The sequence below is a fragment of the Chitinophaga sp. genome, assembly GCF_017745275.1.
GTDB lineage: Bacteria > Bacteroidota > Bacteroidia > Chitinophagales > Chitinophagaceae > Chitinophaga.
The window spans coordinates 1-23189 of the sequence record NZ_JAGHZS010000013.1 but is presented as its reverse complement, the minus strand read 5'-3'; the positions used below and the strand labels follow the sequence as shown (position 1 = coordinate 23189).

The following is a 23189-nucleotide window of genomic DNA, read 5'->3' as shown; positions in this document are numbered from 1 at the left end:
AATGGTATGAACGAAAACAGAGAAATAAACGCTTTGTTCCACCTGTTGGATGATCCTGATCTGGAGGTATTCGATACTGTTGCCAGTAAAATACTACTGTACGGTAAAGATATTATTCCAAACCTGGAGAATTTGTGGGAGAATACAATTGACGAAGCTATTCAGGAAAGGATAGAGCTGCTTATTCATCGGGTACATTACCAGGATTTGCAGGCAGCCCTGCGTGTATGGGCACATTCAGACGTACCTGACCTGATGCAGGGGGCCATACTGGCCGCCAGGTACCAGTTTCCAGACCTCATCGATTCCCAGATCATCACAGAAATAGACCGCATCAAACGTAATATCTGGCTGGAGCTAAATAATTACCTCACCCCGCTGGAACAGATCAATGTATTAAACAGCATGGTCTATAATTATTTCGGGCTTAAAGGGGAAGAGGTCTCCTATCAACGTAAAAATCAATTCTTCATTAACCAGGTAATAGAGTCCAAAAAAGGAAATCCTATCACCAACGGCATCATCTATCAGAGCCTCTGCGCCATGCTGGATTTACCGGTATATGCAGTAAATATTCCCCGTCAGTTCATCCTGGCGTATTTCGATAGCTACGTTGATTTTTCCGGTCCGATAGAACCAGGTGATCACCGGATCCTGTTTTTCATAGATCCGATCCAGGGGCAAATCTATACCCAACAGGATGTAGATACTTACCTGAAAAGAGTACAGGTCCCTTCTGTTCCTTCTTACTTTAAACCACAATCTAACAAACGACTCATACAATTCCTGCTGGAAGAACTGGCCAAGTGTTTCCAGGACGATAAAGATGCGTATAAGCAGGATGAGTTAATGAATCTTTCCAGTATCCTGGAAGATTAGCGGAAAGCTAAAAGCAGAAAGCATAAAGCTATTGAGGCGAATGATCAAAGCGTACTAATATTCGCAATGATCATTCGCCTCAATAGCTTTATGCTTTCTGCTTTTAGCTTTCCGCTCAATTAAAAAGCCCACCGCTAAGCGATGGGCTTTTTAATTTCTTGCAAGAAAGATATATTATGTGAAATAATATTCTCTTACTTAGCTGGAGTTGCAGCAGCAGCTGAATCAACTGGAGCAGTTGCAGCAGCAGCAGAATCAACGTGAGCAGCAGAATCAACTGGTTGTGCTACTGGAGCAGCGTTCATAGTGTCAACTGGAGCAGTTGCAGTAGAATCAGCAGTGTTAGAAGCACCACCATTACAAGCTACGAAGAACATACCAGCAGCTACAGCGAATACGAATAATTTTTTCATTTTGTGTTTGTTTTATTTTTTAAAACCGGCGCAAAGGTATGTAAATTTTATAAATTACAAAATCCTACCATCTCTTTTTTTGCGCAACAGCTTATTTTTTCCGGAAAAATATTTTCAGCGGCACCCCGTTGAAGTTGAAGTTCGTACGAATCTGGTTTTCCAGGTAGTTACGATAAGGCGTTTTTACATCATCCGGCAGGTTACAGAAAAAGGCAAAGGCCGGTGTATGCGTAGGTATCTGCGTTACATACTTAATACGGATAGGAATACCTCTTACTACCGGTGGGTGATAAGCCTCAATAGCTTTCAACAGCACTTCATTCAGCACAGATGTTTGTATGCGGCGTTGACGGTTCTCATACACCTCCAGCGCGGTTTCTATCGCTTTAAAAATACGTTGCTTCTCCGTTACAGAAGTGAAGATTACAGGTACATCGGAAAATGGCGCCAGGCGTTTCTTCAGCTCTTTCTCATAATCCCTGGCCGTGTTGGTGCCTTTGGTTACCAGGTCCCATTTGTTAACCAGAATTACAATACCTTTCCCCTTACGGGTAGCCAGGCTAAAGATGCTCAGATCCTGCGCAGTAATGCCTTTTTCAGCATCCAGCAACAGCATCACCACATCTGATTCATCTACTGCTTTAATAGCGCGGATCACGGAATAAAATTCCAGGTCCTCATGCACCTTGGTTTTACGCCGGATACCTGCGGTATCAATCAGCATAAAATCTTTCTGGAACATGTTATAGTGTGTGTGAATGGTATCACGGGTAGTACCGGCAATATCAGAAACGATATTACGCTCTGCACCTACCAGTGCATTCAGCAAAGAAGATTTACCTACGTTAGGCTGGCCAATGATGGCTATTTTAGGCAGGTTGGTTTCCAGCGTAGCCTCACCCATTTCCGGTGTAATATTAGCTACTACGTCGTCCAGTAATTCACCGGTACCACTGCCGCTCATGGAGGAGAGGAAATAAATATGTTCAAAGCCCATGCTGTAAAACTCGGTAGCTTCCAGTTGGCGTTGGTTGTTATCTACTTTGTTTACTACTAAATATACCGGTTTGGAAGTACGGCGCAGCACATCTGCTACATCTGCATCCAGGTCGGTAATACCAGTAGTAACATCACACATAAAGATGATGAGGTTAGCCTCTTCCATAGCTACTTTCGCCTGTTTGCGGATTTCCCGCTCAAATACATCGTCGCTGCCGCTTACAAATCCGCCGGTATCAACTACGTTGAAAGTTTTGCCATTCCAGTCGGCAATACCATATTGTCTATCACGGGTTACACCGCTCTGGTCATCTACGATGGCTTTACGTTGTTCCAGTAAACGATTGAACAACGTTGACTTGCCTACGTTCGGGCGACCCACTATAGCTACTGTAAATCCTGCCATTTTTATTTATATTTTGTCGTACTAACCTGGAAATATATCCAGGAATTTTTCATTATTAATATCCGTATTCCTTCAGGAAGGTATCGTTATCACGCCATTTACCACGCACTTTCACAAACAGTTCCAGGAATACTTTTCTTTCGATGAATTTTTCGATTTCCTGGCGGGCCAGGGTACCTAATTCACGAATAGATTTACCTCTTTCTCCCAGGATAATACCTTTCTGGGTGTCGCGGGTAACAATGATTTCCGCGGTTATCTTCGTGAGGGTATCCTTTTCCTGGTATTGTGTTACAATAACGGTGGTGTGATAAGGAATTTCTTCTTCGAATAACTGGAATATTTTTTCACGGATCATTTCTGCCACGAAAAAGCGTGTAGACTTATCCGTTAGTGTGTCATCAGGATAGAAAGCGTTGGCTTCCGGTAAGAGTGCAACTATTTCAGTGAGCAGTTCTTTAATACCTTTTTTCTGCATGGCAGATACCGGTACTACAGCTGCTGCTTTTCCCCAGGCCTTTGCCCGTTCTATTAAAACGGCCATTTCCTCTTTGAGGATGTTATCCATTTTATTGATGATAAGGATAACGGGAACTTTCAGTTTCAGTGAGTCGAACAGCTCCAGGTTTTCTTCCATGGAGTCTTTGGCGTCCATAATCAGTAGTGCTACATCGGCATCTTCGAGGGCAGATTTTACCGCACCCATCATTTTCTCGTGCAGCTTATACTTGGGATCAATAATACCGGGGGTATCAGAAAATACGATCTGGTACCCAGGGTCTGTTAATACCCCTGTAATACGGTGCCGGGTGGTTTGCACTTTGGGAGAAATGATCGCCAGCTTTTCGCCGATGATGGCGTTCAGCAATGTACTTTTCCCCGCATTGGGCTTACCGAAAATGTTTACAAAACCTGCTTTGTGCATGATGACAATTAAACGCTGCTTTCACAACTCAAACTTACGGAAATAAAAAAAGCCGAATTTCTTCGGCTCTTAAATCTTTATACGCTCTTTAGCGCTGTTTTTGTAGCGAGGAGCGGATTCGAACCACTGACCTTCGGGTTATGAGCCCGACGAGCTACCTCTGCTCTACCTCGCAATGAGGGTGCAAAGATAGGATTATTTTAATTCACACCAAATATTTTTAGAAAAAATACAAAAAGCCAACCGTAACTGGTTGGCTTTCATATTGGAATGCTTCATACACTTTTAGAATGGAAGATCGTCAGCGGGCTGTTCCTGTACCGGTTCGGCCTCGGGAACAGGGGTTTCTGTTGACGTTGCTTTTCGTTTTTCCTCTTCCCTACGGCTGAGTAACTGCAACGAAAAAACCCTTAATCTCAATGCGCCGGATAAAACACCAGTACTGTTGCTGATGTAGGCTTCCACTTTGGGAGTACCTTCTACATACACCATAGTACCCTGTGTTAAATAAGGCGCCACGTTTGTTTTGTCCCACAAAGAGCAATCTACCCAGGTGGTTCTTTCCTCCAATACGCCCTGTGCATTCTTGAAACGCTCATTAACGGCTACGGGGAAATTAAAAACAACGGTCCCGTTGACTTCTTTTTTCAATACATCGCGGCCTAAATGCCCGATTAACTGAAGCTTGATCATCAGAAATAAAGATTTAAATGGTTAAAAATTTATAAAAGATGATTGAGAGAAGTAGGTATGGAAATTACGCAATTTTCCTTCTTCCAAAAAATAATTCCCGTTTTTTATTACAATCCATTATACCTTTGTTACTGCAAATGTTCCCGCAATGAAACAGGAACATACGCTTGAACCACATGGGGTGCCTTACTTTCAGGCTGAGATCACACCCAATGAACCTGGACCAGGTAATGCTGGTTAGGAATGAGCTAACAGAAAACAGACATATTTTACATGAAACAGCTAATGTTATTAGTGCTGCTATCTATAGCAGGCACTTTGCATGCACAATCCCTGGTTACCGGTACCGTTACCAATAAAACCAGCGGCCAACCTTTAGAAGGCGTCACTATCGCTATCAACCAAACTGGTGTATTAACCGATAGCAAAGGTCATTACAGCATTCATCTTCCCAAAAAAGGAAGCTATACCTTAACCGCCAGCTTCATTGGCTTCAAATCTTTCAGCACCAACATCCTTAGCAATAATCAAATACAACAGGCAGACATTGCCCTGGAAGTATCGCCCCTCTTTGTAAAGCCGGTAGAGATCAGCAGTTTGCGTGCCGGGAAAAATGCACCTTTTGTGAACACCACTATCTCTGCGGCAGACATCAAGAAAAACAATCTCGGACAAGACCTGCCTATTCTGCTGGATCAGCAGCCTGGCGTAGTTACCAATTCAGACGCCGGTACCGGCATCGGCTACACCGGCATGCGCGTACGTGGCTCTGATATTACCCGCATCAACGTTACAGTGAATGGTATTCCCGTAAATGATGCGGAATCACAAGGCACCTTTTTTGTGAACATGCCCGACTTTGCTTCTTCCGTAAGCAGCATCCAACTGCAACGTGGTGTAGGTACCTCCACCAACGGCGCTGCTGCATTTGGCGCCACACTCAACCTCAGCACCAACGAATTCAACGAAAAAGCATACGGCGAAATCAGCAATAGCTACGGTTCCTTCAATAGCTGGAAACACACCGTGAAAGCAGGTTCCGGCCTCATCAATGATCACTTCACCATTGATGCCCGTCTCTCTAAAATCTCTTCCGATGGATATATAGACCGCGCCACTTCGGACCTGCGCTCCTTCTATACTTCTGCCGCTTACATCTCTAAAAAAACAGCCATCCGCCTGAATGTTTTCTCCGGGAAAGAAAAAACCTACCAGGCATGGTATGGCGTACCAAAGGCAATGCTGGATACAGACCGGACCTACAATGCAGCTGGTACAGAAAAACCAGGTACTCCCTACGACAACCAGACAGATAATTATCAACAAGATCACTACCAGTTATTCCTCAACCAGGAAGTGAACTCACACCTGAATTTCAACGTAGCCTTCCACCTCACCCGCGGACGCGGCTATTATGAAAACTATAATGGATTCAAGCCACTCGCCGACTTTGGTATTCCTGGTTCCATTATCAATGGTGTAAAGAGAGATACCGCCGATGTTATTAACCAGTTATGGTTAGATAACTACTTTTATGGCAGCGTATTTTCCATTAACCGCACAGGTGATAAATTCAACTGGAGCCTCGGCGGCGGCTGGAACAGGTACACCGGCGATCACTTCGGTAAAGTAATCTGGGCTGATGCCCCCTTCGAAAAAGATCACGAATACTACCGCTACCCGGCAGCAAAAAATGATTTTAATATCTACTGGAAAGGAGAATATAAAATCACAACAGCACTCAGTCTTTTTGCCGACATGCAATACCGCAACGTCCACTACAACATGGATGGGTTTGAAGCAGCGCCTGCTTATTTTGCACATGCTAATTACAACTTCTTCAATCCCAAAGCTGGTATCTCTTACAACATCAACGCTACTAACCGCGTATTTGCTTCTATCGCCATTGCGCACAAAGAGCCTAACCGCGGCGACTTTGAAAACAACTACGGCGTAAACGTTCCACAACCGGAAATACTCCGCGACGTAGAAGCCGGCTACTCCTGGAACAACAACATTGCTGCCATACAAGCCAATGTATACTACATGAACTACAAAAACCAGTTGGTACAAACCGGCATGCTCACTAACGTAGGCGCCTATATGCGCACCAATATTCCTAAAAGCTACCGCATGGGTATTGAAGTGAATGGTAACGTAAAACTGGGTAACATGGTGAGCATCGCCGCCAACGCTGCGCTGAGTCAGAATAAAGTACTCGACTATCACGCCGTTACCTACGATGAACAGGAAGCCTCACATACACAGGTATTCAGCAAAACCAACATTTCATTCTCCCCGGCTGTGGTAAGTGGATTAACATTATCCGTAAAACCAGTGAAAAACCTGAACCTCGACCTGCTGGGTAAATATGTAAGCCGTCAATATATGGACAACACCTCCAATACCGCCGGCAGCCTTGATCCATACTTTGTGAGCAACCTGCGCATTAACTACGTAGTGCCACAACCGTTATTCCGCGAACTGGGATTACAGTTTATGCTGAATAATATATTCAATACCAAATATGAGCCTAACGGCAGCACCTATAGCAGCTACGACCTGGCAAGCAGCCGCGTTATATATGATACTTACTACTATCCAATGGCAGGAATTAATTTCTTTGCAGGAGTGACCATCGGATTGTAGTAGAGCCGAAAGCAGAAAGCCGAAAGCAAAAAGCAGAAAGCATAAAGCTATTAAAGCGAATGATAAGTGCAGATGAGTAATTTAGGTACTCGCATTTATCATTCGCTTTAATAGCTTTATGCTTTCTGCTTTTTGCTTTCGGCTTTTATTCTATTTCTTCACTGGTACCAGGCGAATATTCCGCAGGTTCATTACGCCTAATCCAGGTTTGGTAAGTGGCTTCACCACCACAGTGTTTACCCCTTTTTTAGATAACACTACCGTACCTAAATCCCAATCCTGGTAATCGCCCCAGCTGTTGTTGGTACCTTTTACTACACCGGTCAACGTGGTGTTACCTGCTGTCACCGCAATCTTTGCGCCGGCAGATTCATTAGTACAAGCCGTGCTTAACACCAATTTATACTTACCGGGTTGCTTCACCTGGATATTCCAGGTAGCAGTACCTTCTACTTTCATCCAGTTGTACAGCACTGTTGGATCTCCTACTGACAATACTACTCCCTCTGTGAGAATTGCATCACCAGCTACTAAATTATACGTGCCATCTGTTTCAGGGAACACGCCCTGTGCCAGCAGCGATGTACCGGTTACATCCAGCTCTATCACGGTAGCTTCGCTGTTTTTGAATGCTTTGTTACTTACGTCAATAAACAAACCACGTTCATCGGTATCTATTTTCAACGGCGTATGTGCAGCATCCGCCAGGAAGAAAGCTTGTGGTGTTACACCTGCGTCTGGCGCCAGTGGCACATGCAAACGGTTATCTGCCGGCCAGTTGAAAATATGCAGGAAGTATTTACCGGGTTTGGTAGTGATGCGTCCCCAGTTAACACGGCCAATGCTATTGGCCCTGGAACCATAAATGGATTCTCCATTTACGCGCATCCAGTCGCCGATGTTATGCATGAGTTCCACACTTTTGTCAGGTATAGTACCATCGCCCATCGGGCCTACGTTCAACAGGTAGTTACCCCCTTTGGAAACGATGTCGATCATGTTATGTACCAGCTCTTCTTTGGTGCGCCAGTTGTGGTTAAACTTACTATATCCCCAGGTACCATTCATGGTCATGCAGGATTCCCAGTCCATGCCTTTAAAGCCTGTTTCAGGAATAAACTGCTCTGGTGTTACCAGGTCGCCATTGGCGCGGGTATATTCGCTGTTGTGGTCAAAGGCATACAGGCGATTGTTCATAATGATGTTGGGATGATGTTGTTTCACCATCGCTACGAGCTTATTAGCGCCCCATTTTTCACCTTGAATCTCTTTAGAGCTGTAATCCCACCAAACTACATCGATAGGGCCGTAATTGGAAAACATTTCCTTTGCCTGCTCATACATGTAGTCTACATATCTGGCATTATCGCGGCCTTCATTTTTTACATTTCCCGGCGCCGGCAAACCATGCTCCACATAAGCATCGGGATGGTGCCAGTCGAGCAATGAAAAATAAACGCCTACCCTCAGGCCTTGTTCATGCAGGGCATTCACGATTTCACGGAACAGATCCCTGCCGGTAACGTCCATACCATCAAAGGTGGTGGTTTTACTGTCGTGCAAAGCAAAGCCTTCGTGGTGTCTGCTGGTAAAAACCACATAGCGGCAACCGGCGTCTTTCGCGGCTTTGGCCCATTCCCTTGCGAAGTCCTTTTTAGGTTTGAAGAGTGGGGTCAACTTAGCGGCATATTCTGCAGCCGGTACATTGGCAGCGCTTTGTATCCACTCTACGGCGCCATCATATGCTTTTCCATTCCATTCACCAGCCGCGGCACTGTAGAGTCCCCAGTGTACAAACATCCCAAAGTGAGCATCGCGGAACCAGCGCATACGGGCATCCCGGATAGCTTCCGGTTCATTCGCGTTGGCCTGCAGCCCCGCATCTTGTTGTGCATAGGTAGCGGCGGCTGATAATAGCAAGGCGCCGGAAAGGCAGGCTTGTAAAAATCGCTTTTTCATTAGTTCAAACTGTTGATGTTATTTATTTGATTCGTTTTTCACTGTGTATATTGCTGATTCGTTTTTCACCGTGTATGTGGCGCTGGTTGCACGCCTCTCAACTTTCCATGACAGCCTGTCCTGTATCTAATTAACGAATTACCTGCTACAAACCGCTATTGTTGTCAATATTAGCTTAGACTCCGGGAAGATAACATTATTAAGCCCACCACCCGGGTACTTTAAACTTCCCTCCACAGAAATAACCAGCATAAAAAAAACCGCCCCAACAGGAACGGTTCTTTCTAAAAAAATATAAGTAATACTATTAACTATTCAACAGCTGCTCCAACGCTTTATCCACTGATTCAAAAGGAAAACCCTTTACCACCAGCTCCATCTGCGCTGCTATCTGCGCTGTACAAAGATTACCAATGCTTCCTTCATGCGTATGTGCTACCGTTTTCTCCGGTGCAAAAGTACCGGCCTCTATATCCATACCCACCTTCTTATATGCCTCACGGAACGGCATTCCCTGCAATACCAGGTTATTCACTACTTCCACGCTGAACAGGTATTGATACTTCTCATCGTCCAGTATATTTTCCTTAATGCGGATATTTTCCAACATCAGGCGACTCATACGGAGACAGTCTTTCAACGTTTGGAAAGCAGGGAATAAATTCTCTTTCAACAGCTGCAAATCACGGTGGTAGCCGGAAGGCAGGTTGGTGATCATCATCGCAATTTCATTCGGCAATGCCTGTAATTTATTGCCATGTGAGCGAATCAGTTCCCATACATCCGGGTTCTTTTTATGTGGCATGATGCTGGAACCAGTAGTTAACTCATCAGGGAAGCTGATGAAGCCAAAGTTCTGATTCATGAACAAACACGCATCCATGGCCATTTTAGCAACAGTAGACGCAATGCCTGCCAAAGCAAAAGAGACTATTTTTTCCGTCTTACCACGGCCCATTTGTGCGTATACTACGTTATAGTTCAACGTATCAAACCCTAACAATGACGTGGTTAACTCACGGTCAAGCGGAAACGAAGAACCATAGCCAGCGGCAGAACCAAGTGGGTTTTTATTCACCACTTTGTACGCTCCCTGCAACATGGTCAGATCATCCACCAGGCTCTCTGCATAAGCGCCAAACCACAGCCCGAAAGACGATGGCATCGCAATCTGCAGGTGGGTATAACCAGGGATCAGGTGATTTTTATATTGCTCACTCTGCTGTTGTAACAGGTGAAACAGCGCGAGTACTTCTTCTACCAGTGTTTGTAATTCGTGACGCAGGAATAGCTTCAGGTCTACTAACACCTGGTCATTACGGGAACGGCCACTATGAATCTTCTTGCCTACCTCGCCCAAACGACGGGTCAGCAACAACTCTACCTGTGAATGAATATCCTCCACTCCTTCCTCCAGCTTAAAGTCGCCCGCCTGTATTTCTGCATAGATATTTTTCAATTCACTTTTCAGCACAGTCAGCTCTTCTGCTTCCAACAGCCCAATACTTTGCAGCATGGTGATGTGCGCCATAGAGCCTAACACATCAAATGGAGCCAGGAAAGCGTCCATCTCCCTATCCTTTCCAACAGTAAATTGTTCTACCGCTGCCAGAGATACTTTATCTTTTTGCCACAATTTCATAATGCTATATTTTTTTCACGCAAAGCAGCAAAGACAATTACTTTTGTTCCTTTGCTTCTTAGCAGCTTTGCGTGATCTTAAAAATCGTATTTACCAAAAACACGCTGTTTTGCTTCCGGCCATTCTTCTTTTAACATGCTGAAGTAAACCGTATTTCGCACCCTGCCTGTGCTGGTGATCATATGACGCCGGAAAATTCCTTCCTGCGTACAACCCAGGCTCAGGATCGCGTTGCGTGACTGCGTATTCAACTCGTCTGTTTTAAACTCTACCCTATTCAGGTCCATCACCTCAAAAGCATATTGCAGCATCGCATATTTCATGGCCTTATTCAGCCCGGAACCATGCAGCGCAGGTGCCAGCCAGGTAGCGCCAATCTCCGTACGTTTATTCGGCAACGATACGCCCATATAGCGGGTAGATCCTGCAATACGGTTGTCCTTTTTATCGATGATCACAAACGGGATAGACTCTTCTGCTGCCCTTTCTCTCAATGCCCTTTGAATGTACTTTTCGAGGTCCTGTTTCGTTTCCATCTGGTACAACTGAATAGCCCACAAAGAGGCGTCGGCTGCAATGGGCCACAATTCGTCCAGGTGTTCCAGCTGTAAAGGCTGTAGCAATACGCGCTTGTTTTCTAAAACAGGTTGAAAGTTCATATTACTGTATCATTTCGAGTAACTGAATATAGCTGTTGATACCTTCTTTGATTTCATGCAGGTGAATATATTCATCTGCGGTATGAGAGCGGGCCGAATCGCCTGGTCCCATTTTTACAGAAGTAGCCGGAATCAACGCCTGATCGGACGTTGTAGGTGAACCATAGCAGGTTTTACCTACACTTATACCAGCCTGTACAAACGGATGATCCATTGGAATAAAGGAAGGCCGCATACGCATAGACCTTGGCTTCACTTCACAGGATACATTTGCGCGGATGATTTCCAGCAGTTCTTCCAGTGTATATTGATCGGTAGCACGTACGTCTACTACAAAAGAGCAGTCGGCCGGTACTACGTTGTGTGCTTTGTTGGTGGTATTGATGACAGTGACGCTCATCTTCACGGGCCCTAGTGTGTCAGATACTTTCGGGAAGCGATAGTCTTTAAACCAGTTCAGGTCAGGCAATGCTTTATATAAGGCGTTTTCACCTTCTTCCCTGGCAGCATGGCCTGCTTTACCAACGCTGTTGCAATCCAGCACCATCAGCCCTTTTTCTGCGATGGCCAACTGTGTTAAAGTTGGTTCTCCCACAATGGCAAATTCAATTGGTGGCAACTGCGGTAAAATGCTTTCCACACCGTTGGAGCCACTGATTTCTTCTTCTGCGGTAGCAGATAAAATAATATTATAGCTCAGGTCGTCCCGGTGGTAAAAATGCAGGAACGTAGCGATTAAACTCACCAGGCAACCTCCCGCATCATTGCTTCCCAGTCCGTACAGCTTACCGTCTTCCACATCCGGACTAAAAGGATCGCGGGTGTATTGTGGATTGGGTTTTACGGTATCATGATGGGAATTCAGCAGTATATTACGTTTGGAGGGATCGTAATGTTTATTCTTTGCCCAGATATTGTTGAGATGCCGCTCATGCGGAATATCCATGGCCGTCAGGAAATCACTGATCAGTTGCGCGGTGCCGTCTTCCTCGCGGCTTAACGATGGGGTGGCGATCATTTGCTTCAGCAACGCCACTGCCACATCATATAGTTTTTCGTTCCACATAGGTTAGCATATTAGGGTACCTGCTACGGTGGTGGTGGTATTACTCAACACATCGTCTGCATGTCCTATCAATACTTCTTTTACGCCATTGTCAATAGCGCCGAAAGCATTTTGCAATTTAGGCAAAATACCATCTGTCAATATTTTTTCTGCCAGCAGTTGCTGGTAGATGTCTTTGTTGATCAAATTAATTACGGCGTTATCATCTGCCGGATCCCGCAATACGCCCTTCTTCTCAAAGCAGTAGATCAGTCGCACGCTATACGCAGCAGATAACGCGATGGCTAATGAAGAAGCAATCGTATCTGCATTGGTATTTAATATCTGTCCGTTACCATCATGGGTCAGCGGTGCAAACACAGGCGTAATACCGGCTTCCAGCAAGGATTGCAGCGGTGCTACGTGCAGCTTTTCGGTATACACATCGCCTACAAAACCGTAGTCAATTTCCTTTACAGGTCGTTTCACAGCCGGAATGATGTTGGCATCCGCACCGGTTAAACCAATGGCATTGCAGCCATTGGCCTGCAGCCGGGCAACCAGTTGTTTATTCACCAACCCGCCGTACACCATAGTCACCACATCAATAGTATCCGCATCGGTGATGCGTCTGCCATCTACATACTTCGATTCAATACCCAGCTTATCTCCAATACGGGTAGCGATTTTTCCGCCGCCGTGTATCAGGATTTTTTTGCTGGGTATTGCGGCAAACTTTTCGATAAAGGTTTGCAGCAATACCGGGTTATCTATAACGTTTCCGCCTACTTTAATGATAAATAAGTCGATCATAATTATCCTTTCAGTATTTCACTCAAAACAGCCTGTGCAGCCCATACGCGGTTACCCGCTTCCTGTATCACGATGGATTGTGGTCCGTCCAGTACTTCATCTGCAATGACTACATTCCTTCTCACCGGCAGGCAGTGCATTACTTTCGCTGAGTTGGTGAGCTTCAGTTTTTCATTGGTAAAGGTCCACGAAGGATCTGTGCAGGTAATTTTACCATAGTCTTTGTAAGAAGACCAGTTTTTCACATACACAAAATCTGCATCCTTCAGGGCTTTATCCTGGTCGTATTCGATGGTGGCATTACCGGAGAACTGCTCATCCAGTTCATATCCTTCGGGATGTGTGATCACGAAATCCACTTCTCCCCACGCATTCATCCACTGTGCAAAAGAGTTAGGTACGGCCTGTGGCAACGCTTTTACGTGTGGCGCCCAGGTCATTACCACCTTAGGTTTGCGGGCTTCGTGCCAATGTTCCTTGATGGTAATTACATCCGTTAAACTCTGCAAAGGGTGGAGGGTAGCGCTTTCGAGGCTCACTACCGGTACACCGGCATACTTAATGAACTGGTTGATGTATTTCTCTGTATAATCTTCTTCTTTATTCTTCAAACCCGGGAAAGTACGGATGGCGAGGATATCGAAGTATTGTCCCATTACACCCGCCGCCTCTTTCACGTGTTCGGTGGTGTTGCCATTCATGACCACGCCATCATTCATTTCCAGCGCCCAGCCTTCCTTGTCAATGTTAAATACGATAGGTTCCATCCCCAGGTTCTTAGCAGCTACCTGTGTACTTAACCGTGTTCGCAAACTCGGGTTCAGGAATATCATTCCCACTGTTTTATTCTTTCCTAATTCCTGGTCCCTGAAAGGATCTTTCTTGTAGTTCAACGCAATGTCCACTAACCGCGGGACACTGGGAACATCTGCTGTAGAAATAAATTGTTTCATTTCGCTTATAGGCTTTAAACAGATAGTGGAAAGATATAAAGGCACACTATCTGCCAATCATGGTTGTTATGCTTTATTTTTTCAATTCTTTTGCGAATGCTTCGAGGAATTGGTTGGCATGTTCCTGCGTCAATGCCAGGGAAGGCAGCAGCCTGATTACATTGGGCTTTGCTTCTCCGGTAAAGATTTTGTGCGTATGCAACAGTTCTTTTCTTACATGCGCCAACTCTTCCGGCAGTTCAATACCAATCATTAAACCACGGCCTCTTACTTCTTTTACCTTGTCGAAGGTCCGTAGTTGTTCCATGAGATAATTACCTACAGTAGCTGCATTGCTGATCAGGTTTTCTGCCTGGATCGTTTCCAGTACTGCCAGCGCAGCAGCGCAAGCCAGGTGGTTCCCACCAAACGTGGTACCCAGCATGCCATAAACAGGCTGAATTTTAGGAGCAATGATAATGGCGCCTATCGGGAAACCATTACCCATGCCTTTGGCCATGCTATAGATATCGGCATTTACACCGGCGAAATCGTGCGAGTAAAATTTACCACTTCTGCCATAACCACATTGTACGGAGTCTGCAATGAATACGGCGTTATGCGTATCGCACAGCGTCCGGATTTTCCGCAGGAAAGATTCGCTGGCAACATTGATACCACCTACTCCCTGTATCCCTTCAATGATCACAGAAGATACTTCGTATTGCTGGAAAGCCTGTTCCAGTGCAGCTTCATCTTCCCATGGTAAAAATACGATGTTGTCGGTTTCATTTACTGGTGCAACAATTTTCGGATTGTCAGTAGCTGCTACTGCCAGTGAAGTTCTGCCGTGGAACGCTTTCTTAAAAGCAATAACTTTCTTTTTACCGTTGTAAAAAGAAGCCAGCTTCAGCGCATTTTCGTTGGCTTCTGCACCAGAGTTACATAAAAACAGTTGATAGTCTTCCTTGCCGGACACCTTGCCCAGCAAACCAGCCAATTCTTCCTGCAAAGGCATCTTTACAGAGTTGGAATAAAAACCTACTTTATGCAACTGGTCTGTCAGGCGTTTTACATAGTGCGGATGCGTGTGACCGATAGAGATCACGGCATGCCCGCCATAAAGATCCAGGTATTGTGTGCCGTGGTTGTCCCAAACGTGGGAGCCAAGGGCTTTTTCTATAATGATATCGTTAAGGGGATATACGTCGAACAGTTTCATGTTGGCCAATAATTGAAAAATGAGAAAACAATTAGAACACGATGGACTTCAGTTTCAGTCCTGCCGTTTCATCCAGTCCGCACATCAGGTTCATGTTCTGCACTGCCTGACCGGAAGCGCCTTTCAACAGGTTGTCTTCGATAGAATGGATCACCAGTTTGCTACCGTTTTTTTCCAATTGAATCAGGCACTTGTTGGTGTTTACTACCTGTTTCAGATCTATCTGTTTATCGCTGACGTGTGTAAACGGATGACCGGCATAAAAATCTTTATACAGCTTCACCGCCTCTTCGAGTGATAAGTCAGTTTGCAGGTAGGACGTCACCCAAATTCCTCTTGGATAGTCGCCCCTTACCGGTACAAAGTTCACGTCTTCACTGAAGCCTGGCTGCAAGAGCTGAAGGCTTCGTCGTATTTCTTTCAGGTGCTGATGATTCAGCACTTTATAGGTGGAAATGTTATTGGCTCTCCAGGTAAAATGGGAAGTGGCCTGCAGGCTTTGGCCAGCACCGGTAGAACCGGTGATGCCGGTAGTATGTACTTCTTTCAGCAGGCCGGCTTTAGCCAATGGCAGCAATCCGAGTTGAATGGCAGTGGCAAAGCAGCCCGGGTTGGCGATGTTCTGCGCTGATTTAATCAGGTCGCGTTGCATCTCCGGTAAGCCATATACAAAGGTGCGGTCTTTCACGGTTTCGCCTAAACGAAAATCCTGGCTCAGGTCAATCACTTTCACATGTGCTGCCACCTCAGTAGCCTCCAGGAATTTTTTGGATTCTCCGTGGCCGAGGCACAGGAACATTACATCAATATCGTTGCTCAATTCTCCGGTAAACAGTTGTTCTGTTTCTCCCAGCAAATCTGCATGCACGGCATACAACGGGTTCCCGGCGTTACTACGGCTATGCACAAACGAAATAGTAACATCCGGGTGATTTAACAGCAGGCGGATCATTTCACCGCCTGTGTAACCGGCACCACCTATTATAGCTACTTTAATTTTTGATGGTTTCATTTATGATTTGATTATGCTAAAAAAGCTGAAAGCATAAAGCATAAAGCAAAAAGCTATTGTAGCGAATGATTATGCTTTTTTCTACTTTTCTAACTCATGATATTCTTAAAGTTTTGATAAAGGCTATTAACATAGCTTTTACCTCGTTTATCTTTTTATTGAGATCAATATAAATTGACTCATCTAAAAATTTCAAATCAAAAGCCAGGAGTGCGCAATACTCTACTTCATGTACAGAACCCAACGCATGATCCAGAAATCTCGCAAAGTCCCTTTCTGTTGCTCTGCCACATCCTTCCACTATATTCAACGGCACACTATATGCAGCTCTCTTCATCTGGCTTACCAACGCAAACATTTCATGCTTCGGCAACTGTGTGACCACATCTCTATAAACAAACGTTGTCATCATATGTGCCTTTCTCCAAACCTCCAACTTCTTGTAATCTCTCATATATAGTCCTTCTTGAAACATTATAAAATGCCTTAAAACCGGACTATACTAAAACCACAATCTCCCACTCAATCTTCTACACAATAGCTTTCTGCTTTATGCTTTCTGCTTTATGCTCTCTTTCACCTGATGCCAGATCATGGTCTGGTTACCGAATATTTTGCTGAAGCCTCTTACGTCTTCGCCGCTCCAGCCGCTGTTCATTTCGCCATACTTGCCAAATTTGCTGCTCATCAGGTCGTAAGGAGAGCTGATACCAGTTACCTGGAAGCGATAAGGCATGAGGGTTACAAATACTTCACCGGAAACATTTTCCTGGGTATTTTGCAGGAAGGCTTCGATGTCGCGCATTACCGGGTCCATGATCTGACCTTCGTGCATGTAGTTACCGTAGAACTGTGCCAGTTGGTCTTTCCAGCTCAACTGCCATTTGGTTAATACGTGTTTTTCCAGCGCGTGGTGAGCTTTAATGATCACCATCGGTGCCGCTGCTTCAAAGCCTACGCGGCCTTTGATACCGATGATGGTATCGCCTACGTGGATATCGCGGCCAATAGCGAATGGACCGGCAATAGTTTGCAGATATTGTATAGCTTCAGAAGGATGACCGAATTTTTTATCGTTTACTCCTGTCAGCTCACCTTTTTCAAAAGTTAATTTCACCTGTTCCTCGCCTTGCTTTGTCAGCTGGGTAGGCCAGGCGGCTTCTGGCAACATGCCATTGGAAGTAAGGGTTTCTTTACCACCTACAGAAGTTCCCCACATACCTTTATTAATAGAGTACATGGCTTTTTCGAAATTCACTTCCACACCTTTTGATTTCAGGTAGGAAATTTCTTCTTCACGGCTCAGTTTCATATCGCGGATAGGGGTAATGATTTCCACACCTGGAATCATGATATGAAATACCATGTCGAAGCGCACCTGGTCGTTACCGGCACCGGTGCTACCATGTGCTACTGCGTCTGCGCCTACTTCTTTCACATATTCTGCGATGGCCAGTGCCTGGCTCATACGCTCTGCACTCACGCTCAGCGGGTAGGTATTATTTTTCAGTACATTACCGAAGATGAGATATTTGATAACGCCATCATAATAAGAACGTATTGCATTAACAGTTCTATGACTTTTAACGCCCAGGTTGTAAGCGCGCTTTTCAATTTCCTGCAGTTCTTCTTCAGAAAAACCACCAGTGTTCACGATCACTGAATGCACTTCATATCCTTTTTCTTCAGTCAGATATTTAACGCAATAGGAAGTATCAAGTCCTCCGCTAAATCCCAGTACAACTTTTTTCATTATGACATCTTTTTTTATAATTCCAGTAACAATATTGAGAGATCCTGTTATCAGAACAGGAAGAATTTCTTTTTAGATCCGGTGGCGCCGCCTTCTTTTTTGCTCTTCAGCAAAACAAATCTTTTAAAACGCAACCAACGCTCGTACAACTTTATGTTTCCTTTAAATCTGCGGCGGCGTCTTTCGTGGTGTATATCGCCGCTGGCGGTCACATGCAGCTGGGGCTGTTTTACAGCAGCTGCTGCTTTTTCAGCCATAGCTTTCTCTTCGGCTTCCTTCAGTTTCTCCTCCGGGTTGTACAGCATCGCAGTACATAAACAGTTTTTCCTGTTTTTAGCCGTAAGAATGTCGAAGTTGACGCAACTTCTGCAGCCTTTCCAGAACTCGTCGTCATCCGTGAGCTCGGAATAGGTCACTGGTTCATAGCCCAGTTCAGAGTTGATTTTCATCACCGCCAAACCAGTGGTTAAACCAAAAATTTTGGAATCAGGATATTTCTCCCGGGAAAGCTCGAATATTCTTTTCTTAATCGATTTAGCGACGCCATGACCTCTGAAGGCGGGATTAACGATGAGTCCGGAATTGGCAACAAATTTATCGTGGCCCCAGGCTTCTATATAGCAAAAGCCTACCCAATCACCTTTGTCTGTCACGGCAATCACGGCTTTACCTTCCTGCATTTTCAGCTCTACATAGGCAGGGGAACGCTTGGCAATACCGGTTCCACGCGCTTTTGCAGACGATTCCATCTCATCGGTGATGGTATTTGAATAGTGGATATCGTCAGGAGTGGCTACCCTAACGATGATATGTTGATTTTCCAACTTTTTAAAAATTGAAATCGTGAATCAATAAACTAACTTGAAATTCCATTAATGGAAAAGGCTCACCGGAGGATTGGGGAATCACGGTGCGATAGCGGTTATGTGGGTAAGCGCTATCAAATTCTAGGTCGTCGGGAAAGGAATCTAAAGACATTGAACCCAACAGAATATACCCCTTTGTTTAAAGCGGGATGATATGCAGAGATGTTGGTATGAGTTGCGGTTTTTTCCAACTTCAGTTCAGCGTTAAATTGTTATAAATATTGTCTTTAGTTTAGAATATCCGCAAAGTTATAACAATATCTTTTTAAATAGTCGAATTTTTTTTCGTGGGGACACAATTTTAACAAAGGCTGACATTGGGTTGACCGGGATAAGGCCTGTTGATCTGCTCAGAGGGGTTATATATTATTAATTTTTACATTGATTATAAAAAGATTAGCGGAGACAAGTACCGTCAAATCGACACTTATCTCCGCTCATCGGGTCGTTTTTTCTTACCGGGTGATGACACCCAGCTCGGCTATTCCTGCCTGCGTATCCGACTCACTCGCCGGACTTACCGCCACAAACCGGATATACCGGGCTTTGGTAGCCTTGAAAGGAACGGACTGCAGTACCGGGTTATTCTTAATATTGGCAAACTGGCCGCTGGCTACCGGGTTGCCCCAGTTCTTGCCGTCGGCACTTACATAGAACGCATAACCGTATACCACTCCCTTAGCGCCATCTCCCGCTGGGGGTAAATAAGTAAATCCTTTGAGAGACAGGAGCTCGCCCAGGTCCACCTGCAATTCGTGCGGATATTTCGTGGCGTCTGTATTATATATTGTACCTGCATCGCCGTCTATTGCAGCACTGGCATCAGCAGGCAACACGCTCCATTTGGCGGGCGCTACATCAAAGGATGCTTTCACCGTTTCACTGCTGCTGCCATCTTTGCTGAAGGCTTTGGCTTTCACCACACCGCCACGGGGCAGCACCACAGCCACCACCTGTTCTTTCTTTGCCACCGGATATTTAGGCGACTGCTGTGTAGGTGCCGTACCATCCAACGTATAGCGAATATCCACATCTGCAGAAGCACAAGTAATGGTTACATTTCCATCTTTACCTCGCGCTATCTGTGGTGTAGCCAACAACCCGGGCGCTTTATACAACTGCACCTCACTGATCACCGGTGCCGCTTTGGCATCCAGGATATTGATCCGCACCTGCGTAGTGGTATAATCCGGTAAACGTAAAATGCGTTTGTGCCCTATCGTTGTTTCTTTCGCTATTTCCTTCCACTGCCCGTTTTCCAGGATCTCTACGGAGAAATTTTGTACCCGCTGCCCAAGCGCAATGTACTCCTGTAACACCACACGGTTAAAGGTTACCGGCTTCTGATAAGTCAGCGTAATGGCAGTCGTTTTCGCATCATCCGCAGTGGCCCAATAAGTAGCATTGGTGCCATCTGTCAGGTTCGCTATTTTCACAGCAGCATTACCACTACGTGTATTCGTTGCCGTTACCACCGCTTTTTTAGCCAGATTATCTTTGAAAGACGCATCCAGCACCTTTCTTAACTCCATCAAACGGGTGGAATCATTCGGATGAATCAACCCGTCTCTGTCTACCGGCACATTCAGGATCAGGTTACCATTGCGTCCTACGGAACCATAATAAATATCCAGCAGCGTAGATACAGATTTTACTTTATCATTCGTTTCCGGGCTATAAAACCATCCCGGACGGATAGATACATCACATTCTGCAGGAATCCATTGTTCGCCATCCTCATTACCCTCATTGAGTGATTTCGTAGACGGGCCTCCGGCACCGGGGGAAAATCCTTTTACATTTAACGTACTCCAGTTAGTAGTACCGGCAATACCATTTTCATTCCCTACCCAACGGCAGCCAGGACCTACGTCACTGAAAATAACTGCATTGGGTTGATGCTTGTATACTACGCTGTGAAACAGGTTCCAGTCGTACGGTTGCTTGATATTACCACCATTGGCGCCATCAAACCACTGTTCAAACACCGGCCCGTAGCTGGATAATACTTCTGTGAGCGTATTGGCAAACACCTGGTTGTAGGTGGCTGTGCCATACTCCGGATGATTACGGTCCCAGGGCGACAAATACACGCCGAACTTCAGACCATATTCTTTACAGGCGGCCGATAATTCTTTCAGCACATCTCCTTTACCATTTTTCCAGGCACTTTCCCGTACGGTATGGGTGCTGTATTTACTGGGCCACAAACAAAAACCATCATGGTGTTTGGCGGTGATCACAATACCTTTCATACCGGCTAACTTAGCTGTACGTGCCCACTGCCGGGCATCCAGGTGTGTAGGATTAAACACTTTCGGGTCTTCATCTCCATGTCCCCATTCCTTGTTGGTGAAAGTATTGGGACCAAAGTGAATGAACATATAATATTCCAGGTCATTCCAGGCTACCTGTGCTTTTGATGGTAACGCGCCATAGGGTTTAATATCCTGTGCCATCGCCATATTAAAACCCAGCAGCCCTGCCAGGAGTAATGTGCTTTTCTTCATTGCCGGAAATAAAAGTTTTATGAATTACAGATGCTAGCGAAGATAGAGCAGATAATGATAAGGAATCAATCTCAAATTCGCTATTATTAATTCTAAATTGACCTTGCCGGAAACCGCAGTGGACACTTTAGAAGCACAAGTGGGCAGTTTCTTCACCGTTTATCACAAAAATGTAAGAATATTCTACTTAGGGTTGGTTTAGATAAACCAATTTTTATAAATTTAGTGCCTCCTTTACCGTATAAAAGTATACGCTAACAAACTTTGAACAATGAATAAACAACCACTGCATCGCAGAAGTTTTCTGAAAAACACAGTAGCGGCTGGCGTAGGTATTTCTATGCTGGGCTCTTCTGCCAAGTTATTTGCCAATGAGAAGAAGCCGAAAGTTAGAATTGGTGTTATTGGCGTAGGTGCCCGCGGACTGGGCCACCTGAATTTCTTCCTTCACCGCGAAGATGCTGAAGTGATCGCTTTCGCTGATCCGGATACAGCTTTCACTGTTCCTAAAGCAAAAGCAATGATTGAAAAAGCTTATGGCACCAAAAAGAAAGTAGCGGAATATACCAATGGTCCGGAAGATTTCCGTAACCTGCTGAAACGCGATGATATTGATGCGGTGGTAATTGCTACGCCATGGGAATGGCATACCATTATGGCCGTTGCTGCCATGAAAGCTGGTAAAACACCTGCGGTAGAAGTATGCGGCGCCTCTGATATCCAGGAATGCTGGGAACTGGTAAACACCAGCGAACAAACCGGTATCCCCGTATTTGGTATGGAAAACGTATGCTACCGCAGAGACGTGATGGCCGTGTTAAATATGGTGCGTCAGGGTTTATTCGGTGAGTTGACACACCTACAGGGCGGCTACCAGCACGACTTACGCGGTGTTAAATTCAACAACGGTAAACAATACTATGGTGGTGGTGTGGAATTTGGAGAGAAAGCATTGTCCGAAGCTAAATGGAGAACTGCCCACTCTGTTCACCGCAACGCTGACCTCTACCCTTCTCATGGTCTGGGTCCTATCAACAACATGATCAACATCAACCGTGGTAACCGTTTGCTGTCGCTCACCTCAGTGGCGACCAAATCCCGCGGGCTGCACAAATACATCGTTGACAACGGCGGCGAAAGCCATCCAAATGCCAAAGTAGAATTCAAACTGGGTGATATTGTTTCTACCCTGATCAGAACCAACAATGGCGAAACCATTATGCTGTCGCACGATACCAACTCTCCACGCCCTTATTCCCTGAACTTCCGCGTTCAAGGTACCAATGGCCTCTGGATGGATGATCAGAAATCTATTTACGTAGAAAAGAAAAGTAAATACGACGAATGGGAACCAACCGGCGATCCTAAAGATGCTAACAGCTACTTTGGCAAATACGACCACCCACTGTGGAAGAAATATGCCAACGACGCTGCAGGCGCTGGTCACGGCGGTATGGACTGGTTTGTACTCAACTCCTTCCTGGAGTGCGTAAAACGCGGTGCACCATATCCACTGGACGTATACGACATGGCTACCTGGTATGCTATCACACCACTCAGCGAACAATCCGTAGCAGAAAGCGGCAGCGTACAATTCATCCCTGACTTCACCCGTGGTCGCTGGATGAACAGAACACCGATCTTTGCACTGGATGATCAGTACTAAGAGCATAAAGCTGAAAGCATAAAGCAAAAAGCTATAAAAGAGAATGGCCAGAGCAAAGGAATAATATCCGCTCTGGCCATTCTCTTTTATAGCTTTTTGCTTTATGCTTTCAGCTTTATGAGTCGTCCTGAAATAAGTTGACACAT

General features: G+C 45.3%; 19 protein-coding genes, 1 tRNA gene and 1 riboswitch. Of the genes, 3 read left to right on the top strand and 17 right to left on the bottom strand.

Annotation, left to right across the window (positions count from 1 at the left end; genetic code table 11):
- Window positions 1-6 precede the first annotated feature (6 nt).
- Window positions 7-879, top strand: a complete 873-nt coding sequence (locus J7623_RS30710; RefSeq protein WP_291928877.1) for a transglutaminase-like domain-containing protein — start codon at window positions 7-9, stop codon at window positions 877-879.
- A gap of 194 nt (window positions 880-1073) precedes the next feature.
- On the opposite strand, the gene J7623_RS30705 is transcribed toward J7623_RS30710, so the two are convergent.
- The 5 genes from J7623_RS30705 to ssb all read right to left on the bottom strand — a co-directional run bounded on the left by J7623_RS30705 (window position 1074) and on the right by ssb (window position 4315).
- On the bottom strand, window positions 1074-1292 hold the full coding sequence (locus tag J7623_RS30705) for a hypothetical protein (protein WP_291928874.1): 219 nt from the start codon (window positions 1290-1292) through the stop codon (window positions 1074-1076).
- 91 nt (window positions 1293-1383) lie between these two features.
- Window positions 1384-2697: a ribosome biogenesis GTPase Der gene (gene der / locus J7623_RS30700; protein ID WP_291928871.1), complete on the bottom strand. Its 1314-nt coding sequence runs from the start codon at window positions 2695-2697 to the stop codon at window positions 1384-1386.
- A gap of 55 nt (window positions 2698-2752) precedes the next feature.
- Window positions 2753-3622, bottom strand: a complete 870-nt coding sequence (gene era / locus J7623_RS30695; protein WP_291928868.1) for a GTPase Era — start codon at window positions 3620-3622, stop codon at window positions 2753-2755.
- A 103-nt stretch (window positions 3623-3725) separates the two neighbouring features.
- Window positions 3726-3797, bottom strand: a tRNA-Met gene (locus J7623_RS30690).
- Window positions 3798-3907: 110 nt separating this feature from the next.
- Window positions 3908-4315 carry a single-stranded DNA-binding protein gene (ssb, locus tag J7623_RS30685; protein ID WP_291928865.1) on the bottom strand — a complete coding sequence of 136 codons (408 nt, stop codon included), beginning with the start codon at window positions 4313-4315 and terminating at the stop codon, window positions 3908-3910.
- 167 nt (window positions 4316-4482) lie between these two features.
- A riboswitch (TPP riboswitch) is annotated at window positions 4483-4576 on the top strand.
- A 12-nt stretch (window positions 4577-4588) separates the two neighbouring features.
- Between ssb and J7623_RS30680 the strand changes: the two genes are divergently transcribed.
- Window positions 4589-6964: a TonB-dependent receptor gene (locus J7623_RS30680; protein WP_291928862.1), complete on the top strand. Its 2376-nt coding sequence runs from the start codon at window positions 4589-4591 to the stop codon at window positions 6962-6964.
- A 150-nt stretch (window positions 6965-7114) separates the two neighbouring features.
- On the opposite strand, the gene J7623_RS30675 is transcribed toward J7623_RS30680, so the two are convergent.
- From J7623_RS30675 to J7623_RS30620, 12 genes are all read right to left on the bottom strand, one after another.
- A complete protein-coding gene (locus J7623_RS30675) occupies window positions 7115-8923 on the bottom strand; it encodes an alpha-L-fucosidase (protein WP_291928859.1) in 1809 nt (602 codons plus the stop codon).
- Window positions 8924-9230: 307 nt separating this feature from the next.
- The gene (gene argH, locus J7623_RS30670; protein ID WP_291928856.1) at window positions 9231-10565 is read right to left on the bottom strand and encodes an argininosuccinate lyase; all 1335 of its coding nucleotides are present in this window, start codon (window positions 10563-10565) and stop codon (window positions 9231-9233) included.
- Window positions 10566-10642: 77 nt separating this feature from the next.
- Window positions 10643-11224 (bottom strand): GNAT family protein, encoded by a 582-nt coding sequence (locus J7623_RS30665; RefSeq protein ID WP_291928853.1) that lies wholly within the window; start codon window positions 11222-11224, stop codon window positions 10643-10645.
- Between the two features lies 1 nt (window position 11225).
- The gene (locus tag J7623_RS30660) at window positions 11226-12290 is read right to left on the bottom strand and encodes a M20 family metallo-hydrolase (RefSeq protein ID WP_291928851.1); all 1065 of its coding nucleotides are present in this window, start codon (window positions 12288-12290) and stop codon (window positions 11226-11228) included.
- A gap of 3 nt (window positions 12291-12293) precedes the next feature.
- Window positions 12294-13082 (bottom strand): acetylglutamate kinase, encoded by a 789-nt coding sequence (gene argB, locus J7623_RS30655; protein ID WP_291928849.1) that lies wholly within the window; start codon window positions 13080-13082, stop codon window positions 12294-12296.
- A 2-nt stretch (window positions 13083-13084) separates the two neighbouring features.
- Window positions 13085-14035: an N-acetylornithine carbamoyltransferase gene (locus tag J7623_RS30650; protein ID WP_291928846.1), complete on the bottom strand. Its 951-nt coding sequence runs from the start codon at window positions 14033-14035 to the stop codon at window positions 13085-13087.
- A gap of 73 nt (window positions 14036-14108) precedes the next feature.
- On the bottom strand, window positions 14109-15236 hold the full coding sequence (locus J7623_RS30645; RefSeq protein ID WP_291928844.1) for an aminotransferase class III-fold pyridoxal phosphate-dependent enzyme: 1128 nt from the start codon (window positions 15234-15236) through the stop codon (window positions 14109-14111).
- A 31-nt stretch (window positions 15237-15267) separates the two neighbouring features.
- On the bottom strand, window positions 15268-16248 hold the full coding sequence (gene argC, locus J7623_RS30640; RefSeq protein WP_291928839.1) for an N-acetyl-gamma-glutamyl-phosphate reductase: 981 nt from the start codon (window positions 16246-16248) through the stop codon (window positions 15268-15270).
- Window positions 16249-16342: 94 nt separating this feature from the next.
- Entirely contained in the window at window positions 16343-16702 is a 360-nt protein-coding gene (locus J7623_RS30635; RefSeq protein WP_291928835.1) for a four helix bundle protein, read from the bottom strand.
- Between the two features lie 96 nt (window positions 16703-16798).
- A complete protein-coding gene (gene argG, locus J7623_RS30630; RefSeq protein WP_291928833.1) occupies window positions 16799-18001 on the bottom strand; it encodes an argininosuccinate synthase in 1203 nt (400 codons plus the stop codon).
- Between the two features lie 50 nt (window positions 18002-18051).
- Window positions 18052-18825: a GNAT family N-acetyltransferase gene (locus J7623_RS30625; RefSeq protein ID WP_291928830.1), complete on the bottom strand. Its 774-nt coding sequence runs from the start codon at window positions 18823-18825 to the stop codon at window positions 18052-18054.
- A gap of 497 nt (window positions 18826-19322) precedes the next feature.
- A complete protein-coding gene (locus J7623_RS30620) occupies window positions 19323-21377 on the bottom strand; it encodes an alpha-L-fucosidase (protein ID WP_291928826.1) in 2055 nt (684 codons plus the stop codon).
- Between the two features lie 271 nt (window positions 21378-21648).
- Between J7623_RS30620 and J7623_RS30615 the strand changes: the two genes are divergently transcribed.
- Window positions 21649-23043, top strand: a complete 1395-nt coding sequence (locus J7623_RS30615; RefSeq protein ID WP_291928823.1) for a Gfo/Idh/MocA family oxidoreductase — start codon at window positions 21649-21651, stop codon at window positions 23041-23043.
- The last annotated feature ends 146 nt before the right edge of the window (window positions 23044-23189 follow it).